Raw genomic sequence first — 25,873 nt, 5'->3', positions numbered from 1 at the left:
TTCTATCGGGTCTTGCGGTTACATCCGGAATGGCTCAGAACAACGCGAAAGTTTCGCACACGCACGATTGAGGACGTTTCGATGAAGAGTGTTTTGAAAAGAGGATTGTTTGGATGCGCTGCAGGAGCGTTCCTGGCTGTGTCTTCTTTTGCAGGTGCTCCCGCAATCGCCCAGGAAGAAAATAGCCCTTGGACGAAGGCGTGTAACACCAATCCGAAGACGCAGAAGGAAATCTGCTTCATCTCGATTGAACTGCGCACCAACACAGGCCAATTCCTGAGCAACATTGCTATTCAGGAAACGGAAGGTGAAGCACGCAAGAAGCTGCTTGTCGCAGTTCCGACCGGTGTTCTAATCCAGCCAGGCTTGCGCATTCAAATTGACGACAGCAAGCCGGTGCAAGGCAAATACAGCATCTGTGCACCCAATGCCTGTTATGCTGAACTTGCCATTGATGACACATTCATCAACGCGATGAAGCAGGGCGGCGAAATGCGGGTTGCACCATACAACCAGCAGGCCAAGGAAATCGTCTTCAAGATGACGCTGATCGGCTTCACCAAAGTTTATGACGGTGACCCAATGAACATTGCAGAATTGCAAGAGCGTCAGGAAGAACTTCAAAGCGAATTGCAAAAGCGCGCTGACGAAGCCCGTCAGAAGCTGATCGACGCTCAAAAGGCCAGCGAATAGTCGCAAGTACTAGTTGCTGCACCAATGCAAAAAAGGCCGGAACAATCGTTCCGGCCTTTTTTCTTGTCATTACAAAATGACTTAAATCTGTTTAATGGATCTCGACACTTCGCGGCAAATAGGAACCGTCGGTCTGTTCCTCAAAAATCTCTTCCACCTGCGGATGCCGCACGGGCTCACCAGTCATGTCCGGCTCGAGATTTTGTTCGCTCACATAAGCGACGTATTCAGTTTCTTCGTTTTCTGCAAGCAGGTGATAAAACGGCTGGTCACGTTGCGGTCGCACATCCTCAGGAATGGCGTTCCACCATTCTTCCGTGTTGCTGAACGTTGGGTCGACATCGAAAATTACCCCCCTGAAGGGATAAATCCGGTGTCGAACGACCTGTCCAATTCTGAATTTTGCCGTCCGCATGGTTACTCGTCCGCCTACTGCATGCAATGCCGGGATACCGTGTCAGCAGCCTGCTTGCAAGCGTTGTCACATTAAACCTTAGACATCGAGCCTTGCGAAAGTCTAAAGGCCATAGATTTCAGCAAGCTCACTGTCCTTCGATGACACAAGTTTCGCCAAATCTACAATCACCTTTGCTTGTTTCCATGTGGCATCGTCTTGCATCTTACCATCGATCATGACCGCACCCGTGCCGTCAGGCATGGCGTCTAGAATTTTCTTTGCAAATGCGACCTCGGCCGGATCGGGAGAGAATACCTTCTTGGCAATATCAATCTGGGTCGGGTGAAGTGACCACGCGCCCAGACATCCCATCAGGAATGCATTTCGAAACTGGCTTTCACAAGCTTGAGCATCGGAGAAATCGCCGAAGGGTCCATAAAAGGGTTTCAAGCCATAAGACAGGCAGGCATCGACCATCTTGCCCACGGTGTAGTGCCAGAGGTCTTGCTGATAGGCTGTCCGTGCATTCCCCGTTTCATCAGGATCGGACAGAACCGCATAATCGGGATGCCCTCCGCCGACACGCGTTGTTTTCATGCCGCGTGAAGCCGCCAGATCTGCTGGCCCAAGGCTCATGCCATGCATTCTCGGACTGGCAGCGGCAATTGCCTCCACGTTTTTAACGCCTTCTGCTGTCTCCAGAATGGCGTGGATCATTATTGGCTTGTTAATTCCAGACTTGGCCTCAAGCTGTGCCAGCAGCTGGTCAAGGTAGTGGACGTCCCAGGGACCCTCTACCTTGGGCAGCATGACGACATCGAGCTTGTCGCCCACGGCAGGAACGATTTCCAGGAGGTCATCCAGAAACCAGGGGCTGTTCAGGCAATTGACGCGTGTCCACAATCCCGTTGAACCGAAGTCGTTTTCTTTCGCGAGCTGTATGAAGCCGTTGCGGGCATCGGTTTTTGCGTCTGCCGGGATGGCATCTTCCAGGTTCCCAAGAACGACATCGACCTTCTTGATCAGGTCGGGCACTTTCGCACGCATTTTCTCAATATGGGGCGGGACGAAATGAATCATCCGCTCAAGAGTGACTGGCAATTCCCTGAACGGCGACGGTGCACCAATCGCAAGAGGTTGATAAAATGCGCTCGGGGTCTTCATGTGTCTGCATCCTCCACCAGTATGGCTGATAGCTATAGCGTCAATGCTGCGCTGCAACCATCCCCCGAAAGGCGAAGGGCTCACCAACAAAATCAACCCGTATTGAGCTTGGCAACCGCGGCCTTGCGCGCCTGTTTTTGAGCAGAGGTCTTGCCAGGAGGGGCCCATTTCTTGTGGATCCACATCCATTGATCAGGGTATTCGCGGATCCATTCCTCAAAAACTGCGTGGATCTGTGCCGTCGCTGTCTCGATGTCTGCCTGCCGGTTGTCGGTAATCGGGACATGAATGGCCCTGCCTTCGACACGAAAATGCACGCCACTCTTTCGGATAACTCTTCCAAGTACGATTGGAACATTGCAGGAGCGTGCAAGCGATGCAGGAACAGGGTTGGCATAAGCCAATTGTCCGAAAAACGGCACTTGTATGCCTCTCGTTTCCCGCAGATCCCCCATCATGGCGACCACGCCACCTGACTTGAGCGTTGCAAGTATCTTGCGAGCCGTTTGGTGACTCTTGGAAAGAAGGCCGCCTTTATAGAGATCCTGCCGGAGCGCCTGCAGCGCCTTGTCAGCCTCCGGATTGCGCAATGCCTGATAAATTCCGGTAATCGAAAGCCCATTTTGAACAGCCGGCTGGACACAAAGCTCCCAGTTAGCGCTGTGAAGCGAGACAAACAAACATGCCTTGCCGCCCTTCAGCAGCTCTTGTGTCTCTTCGTCAGCATCTGCTTCAAACCGTTTTTCTTTGCGTAATAGCCGATCGATATGAAATGTTTCCGCCGCAACCCGACCAAGGTTTTCCCACATGCCTCGGACAGTTCTTTCGCGCTCTTCTGGCGCCATTTCAGGAAACGCTTTTTCCAGATGTCGAAGCGCACGCTTGTGCCTTGCATTCAAAGGCGCAAGCCGTCGCCAGAACGCACCCATAACGAAAGAAGCAACATCAACCGGAATGAGCCGAAACACCCAGATCGCGGCATGAAGGGCGATCCCTTCGACCCAATTCTGCATAGCTGTCAGTTTGGGATGATTGCGCTGTCTTTTCTTCCGTGACATTTCGGACAAGTGCTCTCGGTTTTTGCGCCTCTTTCCTTGGAAGAGGGCTTGTCCCAATCCGGTCCGCTTGAATGTGACCTTGCGATGTGGTTTCAGACCTGATTGGAATGCAGGACAACGTGTTGGCCCTTAAGTCACGCGTCCTAGCCAAGCCAGGCGCAAGATGCAAGCGCCTTCCGTTTATTGCCCGGTATGAACCGTCACAGTTTGTCGAAATCTGGAAGTTGAATGCAGGACGTCGTTACACTTGCCTTGCCGTTTTTCGGTCTGATTCTCCTTGGGTTCGGCGCAGGCAAGTTGCGCAACTTGCCCGAAGCAGGTTTGAGCTGGATGAACTTCTTCGTCGTCTATCTCGCCTTGCCGGCTTTGTTCTTTCGTCTTTTGTCAGAAACACCTTTTGAACAACTGGCAAACGTGTCTTTCGTTGCTGCCACAACATTTACAACATACATCGTCTTCGCAATCTCGTTCTGTATCGGCGTCTTGGCAACTCGCGGAAATATCGGCGAATCTACCATTCTCGGTATTGCCGGAGCGTACTCAAATGTCGGCTACATGGGACCGGGCCTGACACTCGCAGTACTTGGTGAGCAGGCAACCGTACCTACTGCCTTGATCCTGGCATTCGACAATGCGCTGATGTTCATCTTGGCGCCGCTCCTGATGGCGCTCGCCGGCACCGAGAACGACAGTTTCCTGGGAACGTTGAAACAAATCGGCACGCGTATTTTCACCCATCCGTTCATTCTGGCGACGATTGCCGGCGTCATGGCCGCAGCGTTTGAATTTCGGCCCCCTCAGGCTGTTGATACATTGTTGAGATACCTCAGCAATGCTGCTGCTCCCTGCGCTTTGTTCGCTATGGGTGTGAGTATTGCGCTTCGGCCGGTCGGCAGAATTCCGCTCGAATTGCCGGTCGTTCTGGCCATAAAACTGGTTTTGCATCCGGTTCTTATTTTCTTGCTTTTGAGTTTTCTTGGCGGCTTCGACCCGAGTTGGGTGGCGACCGCCGTTCTCATGTCGTGTTTGCCGCCTGCAACGAATGTCTTTGTGATTGCTCAACAATACGGAACCTATGTTCAAAGAGCCTCGAGTTTCGTACTGATTGGAACTGCAATTTCCATTGTGACCGTCACCTTCTTCATCTGGGCGATTACGACGGGACTTTTGCCAACCTGAACAGCCTGGAAAACTTCAATGAGCAAAATGCAAGACAACCCGGATGTGCTTTCCGTCATAGATGGTTACTCAGATGAGGTGAGGGCTGCAATTCTCAAACTGAGAACTCTCATTGTAGAAACAGCAAATACCAGCGATGCTGTCGGGACGCTTGAAGAAACGCTCAAATGGGGACAGCCCAGTTACCTGACAATTCGTCCAAAATCCGGAACAACGGTTCGTATCGACCGGGATACATCTGATGCAGGCGATTACGCGCTTTATGTCAACTGTCAGTCTTCACTTGTGTCGGAGTGGCGCGGCCTGTTTCCGGACATGACGTTCGGCGGAGATCGCAGTGTTCATTTTCGTCTGGATACCGCACTGCCGGAGGACGACGTTCGGCAGATGATCCTGATGGCACTCACTTACCATGCCAACAAGAACAAGCGAAAAACAGCTTTGTCGTGATCTGGTCGACTTCTGCTAACGGCCAAACCCGAAAGCAGATCCTGGCGCAAGCCCCTCGCGCATGAGCATTCGCCGAAATGGGCCTACACGTTCGGCCAGGTGCATACTTATGCTGCGTGCAGCCTGAACCGGCAGGAAATCGGTTAAAAGAGATCGGTTGAGCGCGTCAACCGCATTGGTACGCGAACGGATGTCGCTGGCACGCTTTGTATCATATGCCTTGAGTACGGCTTCGCGGCCTATGTCCTGATGTTTCATGCGCGCTGCCAGAAGGACACCGGAAAGGTCCAGGACATCCCGCAGTGACAGGTTTAGGCCCTGTGCACCGATCGGCGGGAAGACGTGCGCGGTTTCTCCGACAAGTGCCAGTCTGTCCTTGACCAAGGTCTGCGCAGTAAGTCCTGAAAGGGGAAAACTCTGTGGTTTCGACGCCAAGGAAAAACGTCCCAGAATGGAGTGCGCGCGACGCTCCAACTCAAACTCCAACTCATGATCTTCAAGTGAAAGCAGGGCTTCTGCACCTTCTGCCGTTTCGACGCACACGAGCGACGATTGTCTGCCGGGCAGTGGGACAAGCGTGAACGGACCTGTTGGCGTGTGAAATTCAGTTGAAATGTGCTGATGCGGCAAACGATGCTCAAGGTTTAGAACCACGGCTACCTGAGGATAGGACCATCGGCGAACGGGGATCCCGGCTGTTTCTCTGAGTACGGAGTTTCGCCCGTCTGCAGCAACGACCAGACGCGCTTCGATGGTTTGCCCGGACTTTGTGGTCAAAAGCGCAGTTTCATCGCCAAATTCGACCTGCGCAGCGCTGTCGTCCAGGTCGGCAACGTTGTTATGCGCGTCGCAGTGTTTCTCAAGTATTTTATTAAGTTCATGATTTAAAATATTGAAACCAAAAACTTCCATACCGAGTTCAGCGCTGTCAAACACGACTTCCGGCGCACGAATGAGCCGACCTGTATCGTCGATCATGCGCATCTTCTTAAGCTCGCAAGCCGTGTTGGCGAGTTCGTCCCAAACACCGATCTCCTGCAACAGCTCGATGGACCTTTGCCAAAGAGCTGTTGTGCGCCCATCCTTTATTGTTGATCTGGGAGCTACGAGAACACAGGAAAAACCGTTTTGCGCCAGTGTCAGCGCTGCAATTCGTCCTGACGGTCCACCTCCGACGATCGCTATGTCATAGATCTGGGACAATTTTGCTTTCGGCATAATCCAGGCTCACTTGATAGGGATTGGCTTAAGATCGATCGCAGAAAGGAGAAATTCAACGAGACGAAGTTACGCAGCCTGTTTGATACCGCGAACCCTGCTTTTAAGCATATGTTGCCATAGTGAGCGAAATCAAATGCTTCGCATCGCTGTCCTGCTAACTAATCTGATCACACAGGTGCCAAATCAGCAGGCTTGTTCAATAGCAGGCTTATCGGATTGAAGGAATTGACATTGCCATTGACCACGGCCAGCAACACTCAGATGGAAAGTGGATTTACGCGCGGCTGGCCAATGGTTTTGCTTTTCATCACGCTTTTGACGCTCTCCGGTTGGGCCTATCTTGTCGCCATGGTCGCCGACATGGTTCCTGTAATGGACATGACTGAAGCTGGTCCCGGCATGGGACTGCTGAACCAATTCAACCTGTTCAAGGGCCTGTCTGCAGACGCAAGAGCTGCACTTGCGGTCCTATGTCTTCCAGCTGGCGCTACATTCGGAATGCCTGGCCCGGCAATGGCAGCTACTGACGTTTTGAAGATCTTCGTGATGTGGGCCATGATGGCATTCGCAATGATGCTGCCGAGCGCAATTCCCATGTTGCGGGCCTATCACCTCAAGTTGGGCCAAGAGACAAACTCAAAGATCAATCCAGCCTCTGCCGTCATCAGTGCATCAATGGGCTATGTGTTTGTCTGGCTGGGCTATGCCGCGGTCGCAACGTCCGCCCAAGTGTTGCTTTTCAAGATAGGCGCGGTCAGCGACATGATGGCACCGGCAACGCTCGCACTGACAACAAGCGTCCTTTTTGCCGCGGGTCTTTACCAATTCACACCTGCCAAAAAAGCATGCCTCGCGCGTTGCTGGTATCCACGCTGGGTATTTGCTGAGACGAATACAGGAAACCGCGTTGCAACCGGCATGAAAGAAGGCGTCGTACAGGGCTGGGCATGTCTTGGCTGTTGCTGGGCGGTGATGACGGTTATGTTCGCGGTCGGACTTATGAACGTCATATGGATCGCATTGCTGGGTGCGGTCATGGCTCTGGAAAAGACATTCCCGAGCCGTATCTTTCCCAATCTTCTGGGTGTCTTCTTCCTGATGTGGGCAGGCTTCCTGACCACACTTATCCTCGTTGATGGCAATGCATTTTGAAACCGAAGCCTTTGATGACATCAAGATTGGCAAGGAAAGTGAGCTGGGGCTGTTTTTTCGGTTCACACTGTCATACGATTGCAATAAAGGTTTCCAACCGCTCCAGCGCAGTGACAGGTAATTCCAAAAATTGATCCAGTCCTACCGCTGTCAGCCTTATTCACCCTGGATTGGAGTGAGGACTTCGCGTGACGGACATTCCGACAGGTAAAGACAGAGCCGAACCGGCCCTGTTTCTGATTCATATCCTGACGGCGTCCGGTGCGCCCATTGCCCTTGTCGCGCTCTTGGCCGGAGCCCAGGGAAATTGGGCAGAAATGTTCGCCTGGCTAGGCTTGGCTTTCTTTATCGACGGAATCGACGGACCGCTCGCTCGCCGATTCAATATCGCTGAAAAGCTGCCCCGCTGGTCTGGCGCTTCCCTTGATTTTGTCATCGATTACGCGACTTACGTTTTTCTGCCCGCATTTGCGCTCTCCTGGAGCTTGATGTTGTCGCAGCCCTGGAACTGGATCTGCGGTGGATTGATCGTTTTCACGGGCGCGCTTTACTTCGCTGACAACGGAATGAAAACGCCGGATGGATCGTTCAAGGGATTCCCTGCTGGCTGGAACATGGTCATATTCGGCTTGATGGTTCTGTCGCCATCGGAAGGCTTCACCATTGGGTTCATCCTGCTTTGCTGTGCTTTGACATTCGCGCCGGTCCGTTTCGTTCATCCGGTGCGGGTGCGGCGCTGGCGTGTGCTGACGCTCCCGGTGACGCTCCTCTGGATGGGTCTGGCAGCGCTTGCCATTTTGGACAACATGACCTTGAACGCTCCCATGGCAATGCTTTTTACTGCTGCAAGCATTTACCTGTTCTTCGTTTCCGCAGTTCAGCAAGTGTTGGACCGGGTCGATTGAGCTATTCAGGATCGCTAATTCTCGATCTCTAATTCTTTGGTCCGATCACACATCTGACTGTCCAGCAAGGCGCTGGTTGGATGCAATGTGCCTAAGGTCTTTTCCGATACCAGCCCTGTCAGTAGAGTTCTTCAAAGACAACCGCCGCAATGCCACGTGAGCAGACCGGCCAGAACGCTGAGGTTCTAAAATGGTTCAAGCGATTTGCATTCATGAAACGGGTGGCCCCGAAGTCATGCGGTGGGAACATGTCGAAGTCGGAGAACCCGGACCTGGCGAAGCACGCATCAGACAAACTGCAATCGGCCTGAACTTTATCGATACCTATTTCCGGTCTGGTCTTTATCCGTCTCCTGATGGAACACCGTTCAGTCCGGGGAATGAAGGTGCAGGGGTCGTTCAAAGCGTTGGCGAAGGCGTAAACCATCTCCGCCCAGGTGATCGTGTGGCCTATGTCGGCCCGATAGGCGCTTATGCGCAAGAAAGAGTGCTGCCCGCAGACAAACTGGTTGTCCTGCCGGAGGGTATCGATGAGAAGACAGCTGCCGGAATGATGCTCAAGGGTATGACGGCCCAGTACCTTCTGCGCCAGACTTTCAAGGTCGACAGCAACACAGTACTTCTTTTTCACGCCGCTGCAGGTGGGGTTGGTCTCATCGCAGGGCAGTGGGCCGCCCACCTTGGCGCAACCGTCATTGGAACCGCAGGGTCAGATGAAAAGATCGCACTGGCCAAAGATCATGGCTATCAGCACATGATCAACTACCGCACCGAGAATTTTGTCGAACGTGTTCAGGAGATCACAAATGGAAAGGGCTGTGATGTTGTCTACGATTCTGTCGGCAAAGACACGTATCCCGGATCTCTTGACTGTTTGAAGTCTCGCGGACTTTGGGTCAGCTTTGGACAGTCTTCCGGCCCGATAACGGATTTCAACCTTGGTTTACTGGCACAAAAGGGCTCGCTTTTCGCAACACGGCCAACGCTCTTCAACTACATTGCAACCCGGGATGCCCTGGAGGCGACGGCAGGTGAGCTTTTCGAGGTCGTTCAAAAAGGCATCGTCAAGATAAACGTCAACCAGGAATACCGGCTCGCCGACGCTGTCCAGGCCCATCAGGATCTGGAAGGCAGGAAAACCACCGGGACCACGGTTCTGGTCCCCTGAGGCGTATCGGCAATCATGCGATCGGTAAGGGCACAAGATCTATCAAGGAACCTATACAGTCCGGCAATGCGCTACTTCCTGGCGGTCGCTGAAGCTGGTTCAATCCGAGCTGCGTCCCGGGAACTCAATGTCGCGTCTTCGGCAGTCAACCGACAAGTGCTCTGGCTTGAAGAAGCGCTAGGATTGCAGTTGTTCGACCGGGTCGGTCGACGATTGAAACTGTCTCAAGCAGGCGAAGTTCTCCTGGCCCACATTCGTCGAACATATTCGGACTTTGAAGGCACAGTTGCCGAACTTGATGCCCTGAAAGGATTGAGACGGGGAACTGTTTCGATCGCCAGCGTTGAAAGCGTCGCTGAAAAACTGCTGCCCGCGCTGATCAGCAGTTTCCGCAAGAGCTATCCAGGAATTCACGTAAACGTATCCGTGTCGTCTTCTCATGAGGCCGCCAGGAAAGTCGAGGCTGCAGAAGCAGACGTCGGGTTCACGTTTGATCCACCGGAAACCTCTGCACTTTCAGTTGCGTTCCAGCACGATCTTGGAATCGGCGCTTTGATGACGCCGGATCATCCACTTGCAAAGTCAAAGTCGCTCAGTTTGCAGGAGTGCCTGAAATATCCCGTTGCATTGCCTGCACAGGGGCTCTCCCTTAGAACGCGTATAGATCTTGTCAGAAACAGGATACCCGGCGCTTCCAGAACTTACGTTGAAGCCAATTCGCTGCGTCTGATGCGTGCTCTTGCGCGAGAGGAGCAGGTAATAGGGTTCCAAACACTGATCGGTTGCGAAGATGATCTATCGTCAGGGGTTCTGGTATTCAAACCATTGTCGGACGCACCGCTTCAGGCCGATCGCCTTTGTGTGATAACCTCTTCCTTGCGTGCGCTTGCCTTGGCGCCCGGTATGTTCTTCGATCACTCTGTGCTCACACTGAAGGATCATTTGCCCACTATTGATGCCAAATAGGCATCATAAAGCTCTCAAATGAGCGCTTTGGTTCGGCAAATTTTTAAGGCACATTTTTCTTGAAGGATTTTGCGGCATTTCACCGCAGACAGGAGAGGTATAGATGGGGCGCCTGACCACGCATGTTCTGGACACAGCTCTGGGCAAGCCAGCAAAAGGTTTGAAAATTGAACTTTGGACAGCGGAAGACACACCCCGCCATATCTCGACGCACGAAACCAACAATGACGGGCGGGTCGACGGCACAATTCTCGATGGCGCAGCCTTCAGGACTGGTTCTTATGAATTGCGGTTTCATGCAGGCGAATATCTGAAAGCTACGACCCAACAGCTTTCCGAACCGCTCTTCCTTGACATTATTCCAATCCGATTTGGTATGGCAGAACCCGATGGCCACTACCATGTGCCGCTTCTTTTGTCGCCGTTCGGCTATTCGACCTACAGAGGAAGCTGAACCATGCGTGACACCATTCGCTTCTTGAAAGGTGGACAAGTCGTCGAACTTTCCAATGTCGGGCCAAGCGAGACACTTTTGGACTATCTACGTCTGCGGCGCATGGAAACCGGCACCAAAGAGGGTTGCGGAGAAGGGGATTGTGGTGCCTGCACCGTGGCTCTCGGTCGGCTGCAGGGCGGACGCATTGTCTACCAACCCGTCAACAGCTGTATTCAGCTGCTGGGAATGATCGACGGTGCGGAGCTAGTTACCGTCGAAGACCTGATCGAAGACAAACGATTGCATCCGGTCCAAAGAGCCATGGTCGACTTGCATGGATCGCAATGCGGCTTCTGTACGCCCGGTTTTATCATGACGCTCTTCACGCTCTACCATGCGGAGGGGGAGCACAAGTCGCGCAAAACTGTTACGGAATGGCTGGCAGGAAATCTATGCCGCTGTACTGGGTATCGACCGATCATCGACGCTGCCCTTGAAGCTTGTTTCGAGGCGGCGGACGACGCGTTTACCTGGCGGTCTAAGCAAACACGCGAAAGTCTCCAGATGCTTGCTGACAGCCGCGATGTTTTCTTGGGCGACAGCAACAAGTTTTTTTCATCGCCTGCAACGCTTGACGGGCTCGCCGCACTGTTCGGCCAGCATCCGGATGCAACGCTTGTGTCCGGTGCGACCGACGTCGGCCTTTGGATAACCAAGCAGCTGCGTGACCTGAAGAAAATGATCTGGCTTGGACGGATTGAAGGTCTCGATCGGGTCGAGGAAAGCCCTTCAGGCGTTCTGATTGGAGCAACAGCCACCTATCAGGCGACTGAAAGTGCGATGAACGCCCTTTCACCAAATCTTGCCGAGCTCTGGAGAAGAATTGGCTCCAAACAAGTGCGCGCCTCCGGCACCGTTGGTGGAAACATTGCAAATGGATCTCCGATCGGCGACACCCCGCCTGCCTTGATAGCGCTCGGAACCACGCTGGAACTTCACTCTGCGGAAGGCTCGCGGGCACTGCCGTTGGAAGATTTCTTCATCGACTACGGCAAGCAGGACCGGCGGCCTGGAGAATTTGTAACAGGTCTCTTCGTACCGCGCCTTTCGGCCAATCAGGCATTCCGTTGCTACAAGATTTCCAAAAGGTTCGATCAGGACATCTCTTCTGTCATGGGAGCATTCAGATTTACGGTTGCTCCGGATGCCACGATCATTGAAGCACGCGTGGCCTATGGCGGGATGGCGGGCACGCCCAAAAGAGCGTTTGAAACTGAAGCCGCTCTTGTGGGAGTTACTCTTGAAGATCCGTCCACCTGGGGTACAGCAATGCAATCGCTATTGTCTGACTTTACGCCCCTGACCGACATGAGGGCCAGCTCTGAATATCGGATGGAGACCGCTAGAGCACTGCTGGCAAAGGCGCTCATGGAAGTCAGCGGCACTGCACCGGAAGACATTCGCGTTCTAGCAAGGCGGGAGGCTGGCCATGACCGCGCCGCTTGACCAGACCACCCATGAGCTGCCGCTGAAACAGGTTCGCAAGGCTTTACCGCATGACAGTGCCGAGAAGCACGTCTCAGGTACAGCCACTTATATCGACGACATGGCAGAACCTGTCGGAACGCTTCATGTCGTTCCGGGATGGGAAAGAAGAGCAACACGGGGCCGTATCCAGTCGATTGACCTGGAAGATGTTCGAAACGCACCCGGTGTTGTTGCCGTTTTGACGGCGGAGGATGTTCCTGGAACAAACGACTGCTCATCCGCATTCGGCGATGATCCCGTTCTCGCATCGGGTGAGGTCTTGTTCTTTGGGCAGGTCATTTTTGCCGTTGTGGCTGAAACACGGGAAGCTGCACGCAGAGCAGCACTTCTGGCCAAGATCGATATCTCGCCGATCACACCAATTCTGACGGTGGAAGATGCCGAAGACGCCGACACCACCGTCTTGCCGGACTATCAGTTTCGAAGAGGGTCCCCGGAAACAGGCATGACGGCGTCAACGTCGCTTCTGGACGGATCCATGCGCATTGGCGGCCAGGAACATTTCTATCTGGAAGGCCAGGTGGCGATGGCACAGCCACAAGAAGACGGTGGCATGCTGGTCTATTCATCCACGCAGCACCCGACCGAAATCCAGCACACGGTGGCCAAGGTTCTTGGCGTGCCGGATGCGCGTATCACCGCAGAGGTGCGCCGCATGGGTGGCGGCTTTGGTGGCAAGGAGTCTCAGGCCAATCAATGGGCGGCGCTCGCGTCAATCGCTGCTCAGAAAACCGGAAAGTCCTGCAAGCTTCGGCTTGACCGGGACGACGACATGATCATGACCGGGAAACGACACGATTTCCGGGTTGATTGGAAAGTCGGGCATGATGGCACCGGTAAGATCCGGGCCGTTGAAATGGAGTTTTTGTCCCGCTGTGGCTATTCGGTCGACCTGTCGCTCGGTATAAACGACCGCACACTGTTTCACGCGGATTCGAGCTACTTCTACCCCGACGCTCAGATCCGGTCACGCCGTCTCCGCACAGACACATGCTCCAATACGGCTTTTCGCGGCTTCGGCGGTCCACAAGGCATGCTGGCAGCGGAGCGCATGATCGATGCCATCGCGATCAGTGTCGGAAAAGATCCCTTGGAAATTCGAAAACTGAATTTCTACGACGGTGAGCACAACTTGACGCCTTTTGGCATGCCGGTTGAAGAATACGAGGTCATGCATGATCTCATTGCGCAGCTGGAAGAAAGCTCCAGTTACTGGGATCGTCGGGAAGCGATTACGGCATTCAATGCAGAAAACGCGGTCCTAAAGAAGGGCCTGGCACTGACGCCCGTCAAATTCGGCATTTCATTTACGCTCAAGCACCTCAACCAAGCCGGAGCCTTAGTGCATCTGTATACCGACGGTTCCATCCATCTGAACCATGGTGGCACGGAAATGGGTCAGGGCCTTCATCAAAAGGTGGCTCAGGTAGTTGCCGAAGAATTTGGTGTCACTCTCGATAAGGTTCATATCACGGCAACCAACACATCCAAGGTTCCCAACACCGGTCCAACGGCAGCGTCATCGGGAACGGATCTCAATGCAATGGCTGCAAAACTGGCGGCCAAAGAAATCAAGAACCGGCTCACCACGTTTCTGTGCGAACAACATCAGTGCGGTGAAGAAGCGATACATTTCGGAGACAACAAGGTTCTGATCGGCGAGCAAAGCTTTACATTGGCAGAGATCGCCAAGCAGGCACATATGGCGCGGATCCAGATGTCTCATGCGGGCTTTTATGCAACGCCCGGGATCACTTGGGACAGAGACAGCGCAACAGGCCGTCCATTCTACTATTTTGCCTTTGGTGGAGCATGTGCCGAAGTCACCATCGACACGATGACTGGTGAAATGACCGTGGACCGGGTCGATATTCTTCACGATGTCGGCCACTCTCTCAACCCGGCCATCGACCTAGGGCAGATTGAAGGTGGTTTCGTGCAGGGCATGGGATGGCTGACCACGGAGGAGCTGATCTGGGATGAGGCTGGTCGCCTTCGAACCCATGCACCATCCACCTACAAGATACCAACGGCTTCAGACATTCCAGAAGACTTTACAGTCAACCTCTATGAAGGGTCGGGCAATCCTCAGGCGACCGTATACCGTTCAAAAGCGGTTGGAGAACCGCCTGTAATGCTGGCAAATGCGGTTTTCTGTGCCATCACGGATGCGGTTGCCAGTCTCAATCCGGGAGAAGTGCCGACGCTCGATGCCCCCGCGACGCCGGAAGCGATCATGAAAGCCGTCCAGGACATGCGCCGGAGAAGGGCAACTTGATGAAAACCTGGGCACACATTGCCAGTTTGCTGAAAGAAGGCGATGCCTGTGCTCTCGTTACAGTGTCCCGTGTTGAAGGTTCCGCACCAAGGGAAGCAGGGGCAAGAATGGTTGTTGCTCCGGATATGAGGTTTTCAGGAACAATTGGTGGGGGCACACTCGAGTTCGAGACAATCCGCAATGCGGCCATGGCAGCTCGGGAAGGACTAGCCGTTTTCCGGCAGCAAAACGTTTCTCTCGGACCTGATCTGGGACAATGCTGCGGTGGCCGCGCACAGATCACGATTGAGGTTCTGACCAAAGAAAGCTTGAACTTGGCAGAAGAGCTTTCTTCACAAGAAGCCGTGCTCGGAACGTTTGCGACCTGCGCAACTCTGCATGACAAGATTGTTGGAGAACGGCGGATATCGAGCTCATCGCCTGAGTTTCCTTTTACCATTGAAACGGTCTCGGATGGCAGCCAGCAGCTTGTAGAGGTCTTTGGGCAGGCTCGACGTCCTGTTGTGCTCTTCGGCGCAGGCCACGTTGGAAAGGCTCTGGTGCTGGCGCTTGCTCCGCTGCCCTTCGACGTTTCATGGATTGACAGCCGTCCGGATCAATTCCCGGGCGCTGTTCCGCCAAATGTCCGCAAAATCTCCATGACTGATCCGGCAATGGCACTGGAAAATGCCAAGGATGGTGCGTTTGTGCTGGCAATGACGCACTCGCACGCGCTTGATGAAGAGATCATGGCACGTGCCTTGCTTCATCAACGTTTCGGTTATTGCGGTGTTATCGGATCCAGAACCAAGAAAATGCGGTTTCAGAAAAGGCTAAAATCCAGAGGGATCGCCCCGACGCTGATTTCGCACATGGTTTGCCCGATAGGCAGCTCGACCATCAGGTCCAAAGCACCCGCTATCATCGCTGCCGGTATCGCCGCAGACCTTTTGGAACGGGATGAGGCACTTCATCAACAGGCCGGTGCAGGCGGGGGGCTTGCACAAAATATACCACATGGTCAATAAAGCGGCATTCGCCTGGGGGACAGCGTGTCAGATAACAGCCTTTCACAGAATGGCAGCAACATGGTTCAGCAACCGAGATCCGGAAAGGACACTTTGCTGGACGCTCGTGGGCTTACCAAACGGTTCGGCGATATCCTTGCCAATGACCGCGTGGACCTTGTCATAAACAAGGGTGAAATCCACGCATTGCTCGGCGAAAACGGAGCCGGCAAATCGACACTCGTCAAGATGTTCTACGGGTCATTGGAACCTGACAGCGGAGACATTCTCTGGCAAGGATCTCCGGTCAACATCGGCAACCCGGCCGCGGCACGCGAACTGGGTATTGGCATGGTGTTCCAACACTTTTCGCTATTTGAAGCCCTGAGTGTCGTTGAAAACATTGCGCTCGCATTGCCGAACCCGGGTCGAATGACCGAACTTGCCAAGCGGATTGAAAGCGTGTCCCGGGATTATGGGCTGCCACTCAATCCGGCCGACATTGTTGCCGACCTTCCGGTCGGAATTCGTCAACGGATTGAGATCGTCCGCTGCCTTCTTCAGGAACCACAGCTCATTATCATGGATGAACCGACATCCGTGTTGACACCTCAAGAGGCTGACCAGCTTTTCTTGACGCTTGATCGTCTGGCAAACGAAGGCTGTGCGGTCCTTTACATCAGCCACCGCCTGGAGGAAGTAAAGCGCATCTGCCATCACGCGACTATTCTGCGCCACGGTCAGGTTGTGCGCGAGTGCGACCCAACAAAAGAAACACCTGCATCCCTTGCAAGCATGATGGTGGGCGCAGACGTTGCGTCGGTCAGCGCTAGCGAGCAGAAGCCACAAGTCGGTGACGTACGCTTGGGACTGAATGACCTATCCGCAAAGGCAGCAACACCTTTTGCCACGGCGCTCAACAGCATCTCTCTTGATTTAAGGGCAGGTGAGGTGGTTGCGATTGCCGGTGTTGCCGGAAACGGTCAGGGAGAACTCTTTGACGCGATTTCAGGTGAAATGCCGGTTGAAGCCTCGATGGTGCAGATCGATGGGCAGGCTTGCGGCAAAAAAAACATCACCTGGCGGCGGCGGCAGAACGCCGCCTTCGTCCCCGAAGAACGGCTGGGCCATGGCGCTGTCCCAGGAATGAAGTTGTCACAGAACATCGTTCTGACAAGGCATTCGACAGGAGACAAATTGGTTGGCAATGGTTTCGTCTCGAATGCCCAAGCCGGAGACATGGAAAAGCGGATCAAACAGCATTTCGATGTCCGTATGTCGCATGACGACCCCGAAGCGCGCTCTCTTTCCGGCGGCAACCTTCAGAAATTTGTAGTGGGTCGCGAGCTTGATCGCAAACCCGGTGTTCTTGTCGTCAATCAGCCTACATGGGGGGTGGACGCCGGAGCAGCCGCACTCATTCGACAGGCGCTTATCGATCTGGCCCGTGAGGGATCCGCTGTCCTCGTCATCAGCCAGGATCTTGATGAAATCTTTGAAATTGCGGATCGGATTGCTGTGATCTCCAGAGGCTTCTTGTCTGAAGCAGAACCGGCTGAGGACATGACCCGTGAGCGGGTCGGACTTCTGATGGCCGGTGGTGCAGAAACCCATGGGGAGGTGGCCTGATGCGTATTGAATTGGTCAAACGCAAAGAGCACAGCCAGATGATGGCAATGCTGTCACCACTCATCGCAGTGGCGTTGACTGCATTGGCCGCTGGAATCATTTTCTCAATTTCCGGCCACAACCCATTGGTTGGTCTCTATAAATTCTTTATTGAACCCTTGACCCAGCAATGGTCATTTGAGGCCACGATCGACAAGGCAACGCCACTTATCCTGATCGCCTGTGGACTTTCAGTCTGCTATCTGTCCAACAATTGGAACATCGGGGCAGAGGGGCAGTTCGTGATTGGAGCTCTGTTCGGCTCTATTCTGCCAGTGCTCTTTCCTTCGTTCGAGAATGCAGCAACCTTGCCGCTTATGCTCATATTCGGTGCTATAGGCGGGGCTCTTTGGGCACTTGTTCCAGCTCTCTTGAAAACGCGCTTCAATACGAACGAAATTCTCACCAGCCTGATGCTCGTTTATGTCGCGAGCCTGGTGCTTGACTATCTGGTGCGCGGACCCTGGCGTGATCCTGACGGGTATAACTTTCCTGAATCCAGGATTTTCTCCGACGCGGCGACGTTGCCAGAAGTCTTCGGTGGCGCCATGAGCCTGTCGGCACCGATCACCATCCTGATTGCCATCATCTTGGCAATTGTCCTGGCAAAAACGCTAAAGGGCTTTGAGATACGCGTCATGGGCGAAAGCCCGCGTGCGGGCAGTTTCGCGGGCTTTTCGGCCAAAGGATTGACACTTTTTTCCTTTGCTCTGGCCGGAGCACTCGCAGGTCTCGCTGGCACGATGGAAGTGTCGGGTGCCTTGAACCAGTTGCTACCGTCCATTTCACCCGGATATGGGTTTACGGCGATCATCGTCGCTTTTCTGGGCCGTTTGAATCCCATCGGGATCATCATTGCCGGATTTGTTTTGGCACTCTCCTATATCGGCGGAGAAGGCGTACAGTCTGCCATGGGAGTGACCAATGAAATAGCAAGCGTTATCCAGGGGTTGCTGTTGTTCTTCGTTCTTGCATGCGACACGCTCATTCTCTATCGGATCCGCTTCGTCTCCCGCCATGGTTCACAAGGGGAGGCGTCCCATGTTTGAAGCCGTTCTTCTGACAGTCATCACCGCCGCAACACCGCTTTTGATTGCTGCACTTGGTGAATTGGTCGTGGAAAGATCTGGTGTCCTCAATCTTGGCGTTGAAGGCATGATGATCATGGGAGCTGTCGTCGGGTTCGCCGTCGCAAACCAGACAGGTTCAGGTTTTCTGGGTGTGGTTGCGGCGGTTGGTGCCGGCATGGCCATGTCCGCGCTATTCGGCTTTCTGGTGCTTGTGCTGGTCACCAATCAGGTTGCGACAGGCCTGGCACTGACCATTCTCGGTATCGGGTTTTCAGGCATGATCGGTGAAGCTTTTATCGGCGTTCCGGGATTGAAAATACCGGAACTCTATATTCCGGTCCTTTCGGACATACCTTTTATCGGACCGGTCTTTTTTCAGCAGGACGCGATTGTCTATCTCAGTTTCGCACTGGTTGCGGCTGTTGCCTACTTCCTGTTTCGGACAAGGCTCGGCTTGGTTCTGCGTGCCGTTGGTGACAACCACGGCTCCGCCCATGCCCTTGGTTACTCCGTCATTCGCATCCGATTTGCCGCCGTGCTTTTCGGCGGTGCATGTGCGGGTCTTGCCGGAGCCTATATGTCGCTTGCCTACACACCGCAATGGGTTGAAAACATGACAGCGGGCAGGGGCTGGATAGCTTTGGCACTGGTTGTTTTCTCATCCTGGCTGCCCCTGCGTGTGGTCGTCGGCGCATATCTATTTGGAGCTGTGAGCGTGCTTAACCTTCACGCGCAGGCTGTTGAGCTGGACATCCCGTCCCAGCTACTTTCCAGCTTGCCTTATCTTGCGACTATTTTGGTGCTTGTGCTCATTTCCGCAAACCGCAGACTGACACTTGTGAACACCCCGGCTTGTCTGGGCAAACCATTCGTTCCAGACCGGTAGCTTCGCCTTCCGGTCTCAGGGATCCAACGCGATCGGAACCCGATTCAATCAACAAGATCGCAAAACAGAGAGATCAAACAAGAGGGGAATGAACCACATGAAGTCTCTATTGAAAGCAACCGTGGCAGCCCTTGCCTTTGCCGCAGCCGGCTCAGCGGCTCAAGCGGCCGACGTCAAGGCGTGCTTCATCTATGTCGGTCCAGTCGGTGATTTTGGCTGGTCCTACCAGCACGATCAGGGCCGGTTGGCCGTGGAAGAACACTTCGGAGACAAGGTCGAAACCGCGTATCTTGAAAGTGTGCCGGAAGGCCCTGATGCAGAACGCGCAATCGAGCGTTTCGCGCGGGAAGGCTGCAACGTCATCTTCACGACCTCCTTCGGCTACATGAACCCAACCATCAAAGTGGCCAAGAAATTCCCGGACGTGAAATTCGAGCACGCGACCGGCTACAAAACCGCCGACAACGTGGCGACCTACAATTCAAAGTTCCACCAGGGCCGCTACATCATTGGACAGATCGCCGCCAAGCAATCCAAGTCGGGTGTTGCAGGCTATATCGCTTCGTTCCCAATCCCTGAAGTCGTGTCTGGCATAAACGCGTTCCTGCTGGGTGCTCAGTCCGTCAATCCGGACTTCAAACTGAAAGTGGTTTGGGTGAACACCTGGTTTGACCCGGGCAAGGAAGCCGATGCGGCAAAAGCACTGATCGACCAGGGTGCCGATATCATCACCCAACACACAGATTCCACAGCTCCACTTCAAGTGGCTCAGGAACGCGGCGTGCACGGTTTCGGTCAGGCGTCCGACATGGTCAACTTCGCCAAGGATGCGCAATACACCGCCATCATCGATGACTGGGCACCTTACTACATTCACCGCGTGCAAGACGTTCTTGACGGCAAGTGGGAAAGCGGCAGCTCCTGGGAAGGTCTGGCGGAAGGGCACGTCGTAATGGCGCCTTACACAAACCTTCCAGCAGATGTCGTCGAAATGGCCAAAGCCACAGAGGCGAAAATCAAGGACGGTTGGGAACCATTTACAGGCCCAATCACCAAGCAGGATGGCAGCGTCGCAGCTGAGGACGGCGTCAGGCTGGACGACGGTGCGATCCTAGGCATGAACTGGTATGTCCAGGGTATCGACGACAAACTGCCTCAGTAAGATAACAGAGATCGGGCCGGAGGAGATCTTCCGGCCCGTTTTCAAAAAACAATTGACCTTCTCCGGTATCTCGGCACGCTGTTGCCGTAAGAATAGCGTCTGCTACGCACGTTCAGACAGCTAATAAGCAACCGGTGACCTCATGATCCAAAGACGAGATTTGATGCTAGCTGCCGTTTCGGCAGGAACCGGCACGCTAACGGGCATCAAGCCGGTCAAAGCGGACAGTTCGTCACAAATGGAAACCGAGACCAATCGAAAGACCGAAGGCTTTGCATTGGCTTTGGGCGGAGGTGCAGCCAAAGCTTTTGCCCATATTCCAATCCTAGAAGCGATGGATGAACTTGGCGTTCAACCCGTCGAGATTGCTGGTACATCCATGGGCGCGATCCTGGGTGGCTTTTATGCCAGCGGAATGAGCGGCAAGGAAGTCAGGGAAATCACAGTCGACCTTTTCACCCGCAAGACCCAGCTGTTTCAGAAACTGTTCTTGAACGACGGACGAACCTGGACTTCTTTGTTCAATGTCGTTCGCCCCGCCATCATTGATCCGATCGTGCTCTTCGAGACTGTGTTTCCTGCAGGACTTGCCTCAACCTTTTCGGATCTCCAATTTCCATTGAAGATCATCGCGACAGATTTCTATACCCAGTCTCAAGTCGTATTGAGCGAAGGCGAGTTGCTTCCGGCAATTGCTGCGTCCTCAGCATTGCCGATGTTGCTAACGCCCGTCGAAATCAATGGGAGAGTTCTGATAGATGGCGGGTTCGTAAACCCGACCCCATTTGATGTGTTGCAAACAGACGGTTATCACACCGTTGCAATAGACGTCACAGGCAGTGAGTTCGATCAAGGCAAGGGATTGCCGAGTGGCCTCGAGACCTGGATCGGGTCCTTTTCGATCACTCTTCACTCATTGGTCGCGGCAAAGTTGGCTTGTTCGAAGCCTGATGTGTTGATCGAGCCGCCGATAGGTCGATTCAAGACCATGGATTTTTTCAAGATCGAAGACTTGTTACAGGCAGCAGAACCAGCCAAAGAGGACTTCAAACGTGGATTGTCTGCGCTGCTCAATGCCCAATAAAAACATACAAGAAACCACCTTTAGAATGGGGCAGGGCGGCGAGAAAAGACTTCCTTGAGTTCTTCTGCCCGGCCTTGTGTCCAACCTTCCGGTTCGAGGACTGCGGCCCATCCGTCGATATAATCCGGGGCGACGTAGTAGTGGCCATATCTTTCGATATCGAGCGCAAACATGGAATCGAGCACCAACTGCAACATGGTGACAATCGGGAACCAGGAAAGCTTGTCTGAAACATCCGGGGCCCTCGGTTCCGCAAGCCAGGCAGGTGCGCGAATAGCGCTGTCAAAAGTGAAATTAACGATCGGATCGCTGCCGTAATTCAAGAACACTGCTCTGACCGGTCCCCAAGGCAGGTAGTCGCCCTCGAGGCCACCATACTGGTTCATGACACGGATCAATGAGCCGTTGCCATAGTTGGGCCGCCAGGCCGGGCTTCCGGGGTTTCGTTGATCTCTCACTTCAGCCCAGTATCTGGAAAAGAAGGGAGACCCTGCCCAGAATGCGCCCTGGATTGGGTCACCGAGCATATCCAGCAGAGGTAAGGTCGCCTGCGAATTGAAGGCTCCCTGACTAAGGCCGTGCACATAGAACTTGGGCCGCTGATCCTTGGGCAATGTTGTCCAGTGATCGTAAATGGCATTGAACAAGGCCCGAGCCTGATCAACGCCGTCATCTGGATGTGCAACAAGCGCCAGCATGCTGGAAAGGTAGGAATATTGAACGGCGACGGTGGCCACATTGCCGGCAAGCATGAAGTCCAAAGTGTCCTGGCCCCCAGGATCCATCCAACCAGTCCCGACCGGCACCATAACCACCAGCACCGCCCGCTCGAACCCTCCGACACGGATCATCTCCTCCAGTGCAAGCTTAGCGCGGTCTTCCGCAGTGTCGGCAGATCTGCGTCCAACATAAACCCGAATGGGATCGATGACGGGCCCTTTCTGAAACTCTGAGATCTCCTGGACCGTGGGTGCAGTAGCGATAAACTGTCGTCCACGTCGCCCGATTTCGTCCCATTTGATCAGCGAAGCAGAACTGCCGGTTTTCAAAGGGTCTTCGGGTTGAACAACATCTGGTTCCATCAAAATGTCGGCAGCAAGAAAAGACGCATCAGCAGCAATGAAGAGATTCCTGACCAAAGCTCCATCGACCAACGCCCACAAAAGCCAACCAACAATCCCGACTGACAACACCACACCTAGACGGCGCGGTACCATTCGTTCCAATTGCAAAGCGACAAAATAGCGAAGCGCGCCGGCCATCCGAAACAGCAGCCACAAGCCGAGGCCGATCATAGAGCCCACAAGAAAAATATAGACAGGTGCCGCACTTTCCAGGGGCATCATACCGACGGCCGCACGCGTCGCATCCTGCCAACTTGCTGCCTTGGCCAGAGAAAATGCGATGATGGCGAGGCTTGAAGCAAGTGCAGCCCAATTCCACCAAGCAGCCAATCTTCCGCCGAATTCCGGCAACTCCAGATAGCGCCACAAAGCGCGAACCAGGAGCACTGTTTCATACCCAAGAACCGCCGCGACACCACAAAGCGCAGCCTGAACCAATGGGTCTCTTGGCATCAGGGAAGGGGTCAGGGCTGCCCCAAAGAAACTGACAGCTAGCACCAGAGCAAAAGCTGACCATCCTGCCTTTGCTATCTCCCAGACTTTCATGCGTGCCGCTCCAAAAAATTATCAAGGAATTTTTCTTCTGATCAGATAACGAACGAAAATCTTATTTCAGTCAGGGCCTTGCAAGACGAGGAGGGAAAATCAGCTCGATTTTCAACCAAAAACTGTTAGGTTTCCAGGCTTGCAATTTAGACGGCTTTAACGGTTCTACTCTCTATTGATGCATCCGTGACGCTTGCGACTATTCTCCAATGCGCAACGCTAAACTTCAACAGCTGCCATCTATGCTGCATCGGGTATCGGGACCCTTCTAATGGTGAAAAGGCAGCAGAAGACAAGAAGCTCACAGACCCGCATTTTTAGATCGGGCTGAGCAAACTTTTGAGACCAACCGGGGGGCGCCGGTTAGTCCAACAATCGACTTTCAACCGGCGATATCAACCGCGCACTTCCGACTGATCGGAAATGCTCAATTGACCATGCGGATGAACCGAGCGGTATGTTTGCTTTTTTGGAACGTTGGGGCACTTGGCTGTGCCTTGTTGTTGCACTGCTATCGTTTTTGGCCAGTTTAGTGGCCACCTCGTCGACTTATCTCGTACTTGTTCTGTGTTTGGTTGTTCTTTGCCTGTTATTGTTCGTCCAAACCAAGAACAATCGTTTCCGCGATATCAGAGGGACGCTGGAGAGACCATCTGATCGCCCAAGCCCGCTCAATACCAGCGACCAGAACTTCGGACTGCTGAACCATCAACAGTTCATACGACTAGTTAAGATGGCCGAGTGTCGGTCGAATGCGGCCGAGACCCTTGCTGTCTTCAGGTTGAGGTTTGAAGCCGCGAACACAGAAATTCTGGTTGCGAAGAGACAGGTGGAAGACGCCATCCTGGCCACCGCTACAGAGCTGCTTCACCACTACGCTCTTGGGGCTGATCTTGAAACCCTTGTTGCGCGCTTGAAGGGAAACGACCTCGTGCTCGGCGTCGATCTTGCCGAAAACCAAGAGCAAGCTGCGATGGAGATCGCAAAGCAAATATCAGATCTTTTCCGCCAACCGCTCTTGACCGGTTCAGGATCTTTCAGAACAAATCTTGCGATTGGAGTGGCAATTGCCGATCCCGTCGATTGGAGGCCTGAACTCATACTCAAGAATGCGGAATTGGCGCTTGAAAATGCTTTTGTGAAAAAACAGTCCCGGGTTTCCCTATTCACACCTGCTATGCAGGCGAAATACCAGCGTCGGGAAAAGATCCATTCGTCTTTATCAAACGCCTTCGAAAACCACGAATTCATTCCTCATTTCCAACCTCAGTTCAATCTAAATACTGGCAAGATCATTGGCGTCGAAGCACTTGCAAGGTGGCAACACAATGAACTGGGCTGGATCAGCCCTTCCGAATTCATTTCAGCGGCTGAAAGCACTGGAGATATCATCAGACTGGGTCGCATTATTCTTGAAAAATCTTGCATGCAACTGCAGAGATTGCCTACTGATTTGACGTTGTCCGTAAACCTCACATTGTCTCAGATCCTGAACGAAGGTCTGCCCGAAATGATGCTTGAGTGCCTCACAGATGCAGGCATTGAGGCGCACCGTTTGAAGATCGAAGTTTCCGAAACGCAACTGCCTACAAAACTGGACAGTGTTTGGCGGTCACTTTCCGAAATTCAAGAATGTGGTATCGCCGTTTCGTTGGACGACTTTGGTTCAAAATTCGCCGCATTACGCCATTTGACTGAATTCGAGTGGGATGAAATCAAGATCGACGCGCGCTATGTGGATCGTGCATTCAACAATGAAAGACATGCTGAAACACTTCTTGCTGCCCTAAGCTTGATCGCCAAAATGAAGAGCAACACGGTAATAGAGGGGATCGAAACAGTAGAACGCCTCGACGCACTTGTCGAACTGGGTTGTGATCATGGCCAAGGCTACCTGTTCAGCGGCCCAATGGATATCGATCATCTGATCACACTGTTTTTTTCACGTGCTCGAGCGAAACAACTCGCGAGCGTTTAACTGCTACTTCCAATCTCATTTTTGACAATGATTAATGCCGCCGGTCACCTAAACGAAGTGTCGGCGGCATATTTTTCAAACCTGAGGTTTGCGAGCGAAGAACAAGTATAGCACGACGGCAAACACCGAAAGAACGGCACCGGCCAGCAATGCCATATGGAAGGGTGAGTCCAGTAAGTGGCGGACAAAACCGCTCATTCCATGGACATCGTTATGCGAACCGGGATGCGCAAACGCGGAAGACGCGAGCAGGCTGTAAATTAGTGCAGTCAATAGGTGCTTCATTCAGCAATATCTCCTTGCTTAAGGCGGTCAGTCAAAACTTCGATTAGGTCGACATCAGAGCGCTCGGTTAGCGATACATACGTGAAAGTCATCGTCTCTCGTGCCTGCACCATGGAACCGGGAAAAGGCATATAGGCCAACTCACGGGATGCGAAGGCAGGTGAGGCCGTCCCGATCTGCCAGTTGCTTTCAATTTTCGCGTCAACGAGGTGCTGCACCAGTCCGTCAGCACCCGGTCTGTGAAACGAAATGCCTGCAAGACGAAGGTAACTTGTCTTGTCTTCCGCAGAGCGGAACCCGTCAATGAAACTTGAGCTAAGCGCCTGCAATTCATCGACTTTGTCCGCGTCGGAAATACCGTGGACATGCGAATGCAGATGATCGTGACCGCCGTGATTGTGTCCATGCATGTGGGCATGCGCATGGTCGTGGTCATGATGATGAGAATGGGCGTGATCTGAACTCATTC

25 protein-coding genes are annotated in these 25,873 nt (G+C 53.5%); 17 read left to right on the top strand and 8 right to left on the bottom strand.

Annotated elements, in window-relative coordinates; all coding sequences use genetic code 11:
- Positions 1-81: 81 nt before the first annotated feature.
- The gene (locus FIV00_RS16420; protein WP_152501752.1) at positions 82-693 is read left to right on the top strand and encodes an invasion associated locus B family protein; all 612 of its coding nucleotides are present in this window, start codon (positions 82-84) and stop codon (positions 691-693) included.
- 91 nt (positions 694-784) lie between these two features.
- On the opposite strand, the gene hspQ is transcribed toward FIV00_RS16420, so the two are convergent.
- From hspQ to FIV00_RS16405, 3 genes are all read right to left on the bottom strand, one after another.
- On the bottom strand, positions 785-1,108 hold the full coding sequence (hspQ, locus tag FIV00_RS16415; RefSeq protein ID WP_152501751.1) for a heat shock protein HspQ: 324 nt from the start codon (positions 1,106-1,108) through the stop codon (positions 785-787).
- A 102-nt stretch (positions 1,109-1,210) separates the two neighbouring features.
- Entirely contained in the window at positions 1,211-2,254 is a 1,044-nt protein-coding gene (locus FIV00_RS16410) for a CoA ester lyase (RefSeq protein ID WP_152501750.1), read from the bottom strand.
- Between the two features lie 92 nt (positions 2,255-2,346).
- The gene (locus FIV00_RS16405; RefSeq protein ID WP_152501749.1) at positions 2,347-3,312 is read right to left on the bottom strand and encodes a lysophospholipid acyltransferase family protein; all 966 of its coding nucleotides are present in this window, start codon (positions 3,310-3,312) and stop codon (positions 2,347-2,349) included.
- 228 nt (positions 3,313-3,540) lie between these two features.
- Between FIV00_RS16405 and FIV00_RS16400 the strand changes: the two genes are divergently transcribed.
- Complete coding sequence (locus tag FIV00_RS16400) at positions 3,541-4,491, top strand: AEC family transporter (protein ID WP_152501748.1); 951 nt, start codon at positions 3,541-3,543, stop codon at positions 4,489-4,491.
- An 18-nt stretch (positions 4,492-4,509) separates the two neighbouring features.
- The gene (locus FIV00_RS16395) at positions 4,510-4,941 is read left to right on the top strand and encodes a DUF1801 domain-containing protein (RefSeq protein WP_209006579.1); all 432 of its coding nucleotides are present in this window, start codon (positions 4,510-4,512) and stop codon (positions 4,939-4,941) included.
- Between the two features lie 15 nt (positions 4,942-4,956).
- Here FIV00_RS16395 and FIV00_RS16390 read toward each other — a convergent pair whose 3' ends face one another.
- Complete coding sequence (locus FIV00_RS16390) at positions 4,957-6,159, bottom strand: UbiH/UbiF family hydroxylase (RefSeq protein ID WP_152501747.1); 1,203 nt, start codon at positions 6,157-6,159, stop codon at positions 4,957-4,959.
- Positions 6,160-6,393: 234 nt separating this feature from the next.
- Between FIV00_RS16390 and FIV00_RS16385 the strand changes: the two genes are divergently transcribed.
- The 13 genes from FIV00_RS16385 to FIV00_RS16325 all read left to right on the top strand — a co-directional run bounded on the left by FIV00_RS16385 (position 6,394) and on the right by FIV00_RS16325 (position 21,471).
- Positions 6,394-7,314 (top strand): DUF2182 domain-containing protein, encoded by a 921-nt coding sequence (locus tag FIV00_RS16385; RefSeq protein WP_209006578.1) that lies wholly within the window; start codon positions 6,394-6,396, stop codon positions 7,312-7,314.
- 188 nt (positions 7,315-7,502) lie between these two features.
- Positions 7,503-8,219, top strand: a complete 717-nt coding sequence (locus FIV00_RS16380; protein WP_152501746.1) for a phosphatidylcholine/phosphatidylserine synthase — start codon at positions 7,503-7,505, stop codon at positions 8,217-8,219.
- A gap of 190 nt (positions 8,220-8,409) precedes the next feature.
- Complete coding sequence (locus FIV00_RS16375) at positions 8,410-9,387, top strand: quinone oxidoreductase (RefSeq protein WP_152501745.1); 978 nt, start codon at positions 8,410-8,412, stop codon at positions 9,385-9,387.
- Between the two features lie 66 nt (positions 9,388-9,453).
- The gene (locus FIV00_RS16370; RefSeq protein ID WP_209006577.1) at positions 9,454-10,353 is read left to right on the top strand and encodes a LysR family transcriptional regulator; all 900 of its coding nucleotides are present in this window, start codon (positions 9,454-9,456) and stop codon (positions 10,351-10,353) included.
- Positions 10,354-10,456: 103 nt separating this feature from the next.
- Complete coding sequence (gene uraH, locus FIV00_RS16365; RefSeq protein ID WP_152501743.1) at positions 10,457-10,807, top strand: hydroxyisourate hydrolase; 351 nt, start codon at positions 10,457-10,459, stop codon at positions 10,805-10,807.
- A 3-nt stretch (positions 10,808-10,810) separates the two neighbouring features.
- Complete coding sequence (gene xdhA / locus FIV00_RS16360) at positions 10,811-12,295, top strand: xanthine dehydrogenase small subunit (RefSeq protein WP_152501742.1); 1,485 nt, start codon at positions 10,811-10,813, stop codon at positions 12,293-12,295.
- The gene (xdhB, locus tag FIV00_RS16355) at positions 12,279-14,615 is read left to right on the top strand and encodes a xanthine dehydrogenase molybdopterin binding subunit (RefSeq protein ID WP_152501741.1); all 2,337 of its coding nucleotides are present in this window, start codon (positions 12,279-12,281) and stop codon (positions 14,613-14,615) included. The genes xdhA and xdhB overlap by 17 nt, the downstream gene beginning before the upstream one ends.
- A complete protein-coding gene (xdhC, locus tag FIV00_RS16350; RefSeq protein ID WP_152501740.1) occupies positions 14,615-15,622 on the top strand; it encodes a xanthine dehydrogenase accessory protein XdhC in 1,008 nt (335 codons plus the stop codon). The genes xdhB and xdhC overlap by 1 nt, the downstream gene beginning before the upstream one ends.
- A 60-nt stretch (positions 15,623-15,682) precedes the next feature.
- Positions 15,683-17,230 (top strand): ABC transporter ATP-binding protein, encoded by a 1,548-nt coding sequence (locus FIV00_RS16345; RefSeq protein WP_152504298.1) that lies wholly within the window; start codon positions 15,683-15,685, stop codon positions 17,228-17,230.
- Complete coding sequence (locus FIV00_RS16340; RefSeq protein WP_152501739.1) at positions 17,230-18,318, top strand: ABC transporter permease; 1,089 nt, start codon at positions 17,230-17,232, stop codon at positions 18,316-18,318. Before FIV00_RS16345 ends, FIV00_RS16340 begins: the two co-directional genes overlap by 1 nt.
- Complete coding sequence (locus FIV00_RS16335) at positions 18,311-19,225, top strand: ABC transporter permease (RefSeq protein WP_152501738.1); 915 nt, start codon at positions 18,311-18,313, stop codon at positions 19,223-19,225. The genes FIV00_RS16340 and FIV00_RS16335 overlap by 8 nt, the downstream gene beginning before the upstream one ends.
- Positions 19,226-19,322: 97 nt before the next feature.
- Positions 19,323-20,387: a BMP family ABC transporter substrate-binding protein gene (locus FIV00_RS16330; protein WP_152501737.1), complete on the top strand. Its 1,065-nt coding sequence runs from the start codon at positions 19,323-19,325 to the stop codon at positions 20,385-20,387.
- 142 nt (positions 20,388-20,529) lie between these two features.
- Complete coding sequence (locus FIV00_RS16325; protein WP_152501736.1) at positions 20,530-21,471, top strand: patatin-like phospholipase family protein; 942 nt, start codon at positions 20,530-20,532, stop codon at positions 21,469-21,471.
- Between the two features lie 20 nt (positions 21,472-21,491).
- Here the strand turns inward: FIV00_RS16325 and FIV00_RS16320 are convergent, their stop codons facing one another.
- Entirely contained in the window at positions 21,492-23,141 is a 1,650-nt protein-coding gene (locus FIV00_RS16320) for an alpha/beta-hydrolase family protein (RefSeq protein WP_152501735.1), read from the bottom strand.
- A gap of 724 nt (positions 23,142-23,865) precedes the next feature.
- A complete protein-coding gene (locus FIV00_RS30300) occupies positions 23,866-24,012 on the bottom strand; it encodes a hypothetical protein (RefSeq protein WP_247649457.1) in 147 nt (48 codons plus the stop codon).
- Here FIV00_RS30300 and FIV00_RS16315 point away from each other — a divergent pair.
- Positions 23,971-25,119 carry a GGDEF domain-containing phosphodiesterase gene (locus FIV00_RS16315; protein ID WP_247649423.1) on the top strand — a complete coding sequence of 383 codons (1,149 nt, stop codon included), beginning with the start codon at positions 23,971-23,973 and terminating at the stop codon, positions 25,117-25,119. The genes FIV00_RS30300 and FIV00_RS16315 overlap by 42 nt on opposite strands.
- A gap of 75 nt (positions 25,120-25,194) precedes the next feature.
- Here FIV00_RS16315 and FIV00_RS16310 read toward each other — a convergent pair whose 3' ends face one another.
- A complete protein-coding gene (locus FIV00_RS16310; protein ID WP_152501733.1) occupies positions 25,195-25,404 on the bottom strand; it encodes a hypothetical protein in 210 nt (69 codons plus the stop codon).
- Positions 25,401-25,871, bottom strand: coding sequence for a hypothetical protein (locus tag FIV00_RS16305; protein ID WP_152501732.1), 471 nt, complete (start codon positions 25,869-25,871; stop codon positions 25,401-25,403). The genes FIV00_RS16310 and FIV00_RS16305 overlap by 4 nt, the downstream gene beginning before the upstream one ends.
- Between the last annotated feature and the right edge of the window lie 2 nt (positions 25,872-25,873).

This window comes from Labrenzia sp. THAF82, from assembly GCF_009363435.1.
GTDB classification, from domain to species: Bacteria; Pseudomonadota; Alphaproteobacteria; order Rhizobiales; family Stappiaceae; genus Roseibium; species Roseibium porphyridii.
Note: the sequence above shows the minus strand (reverse complement) of the source record. Positions and strands in the feature narration are given on the sequence as shown.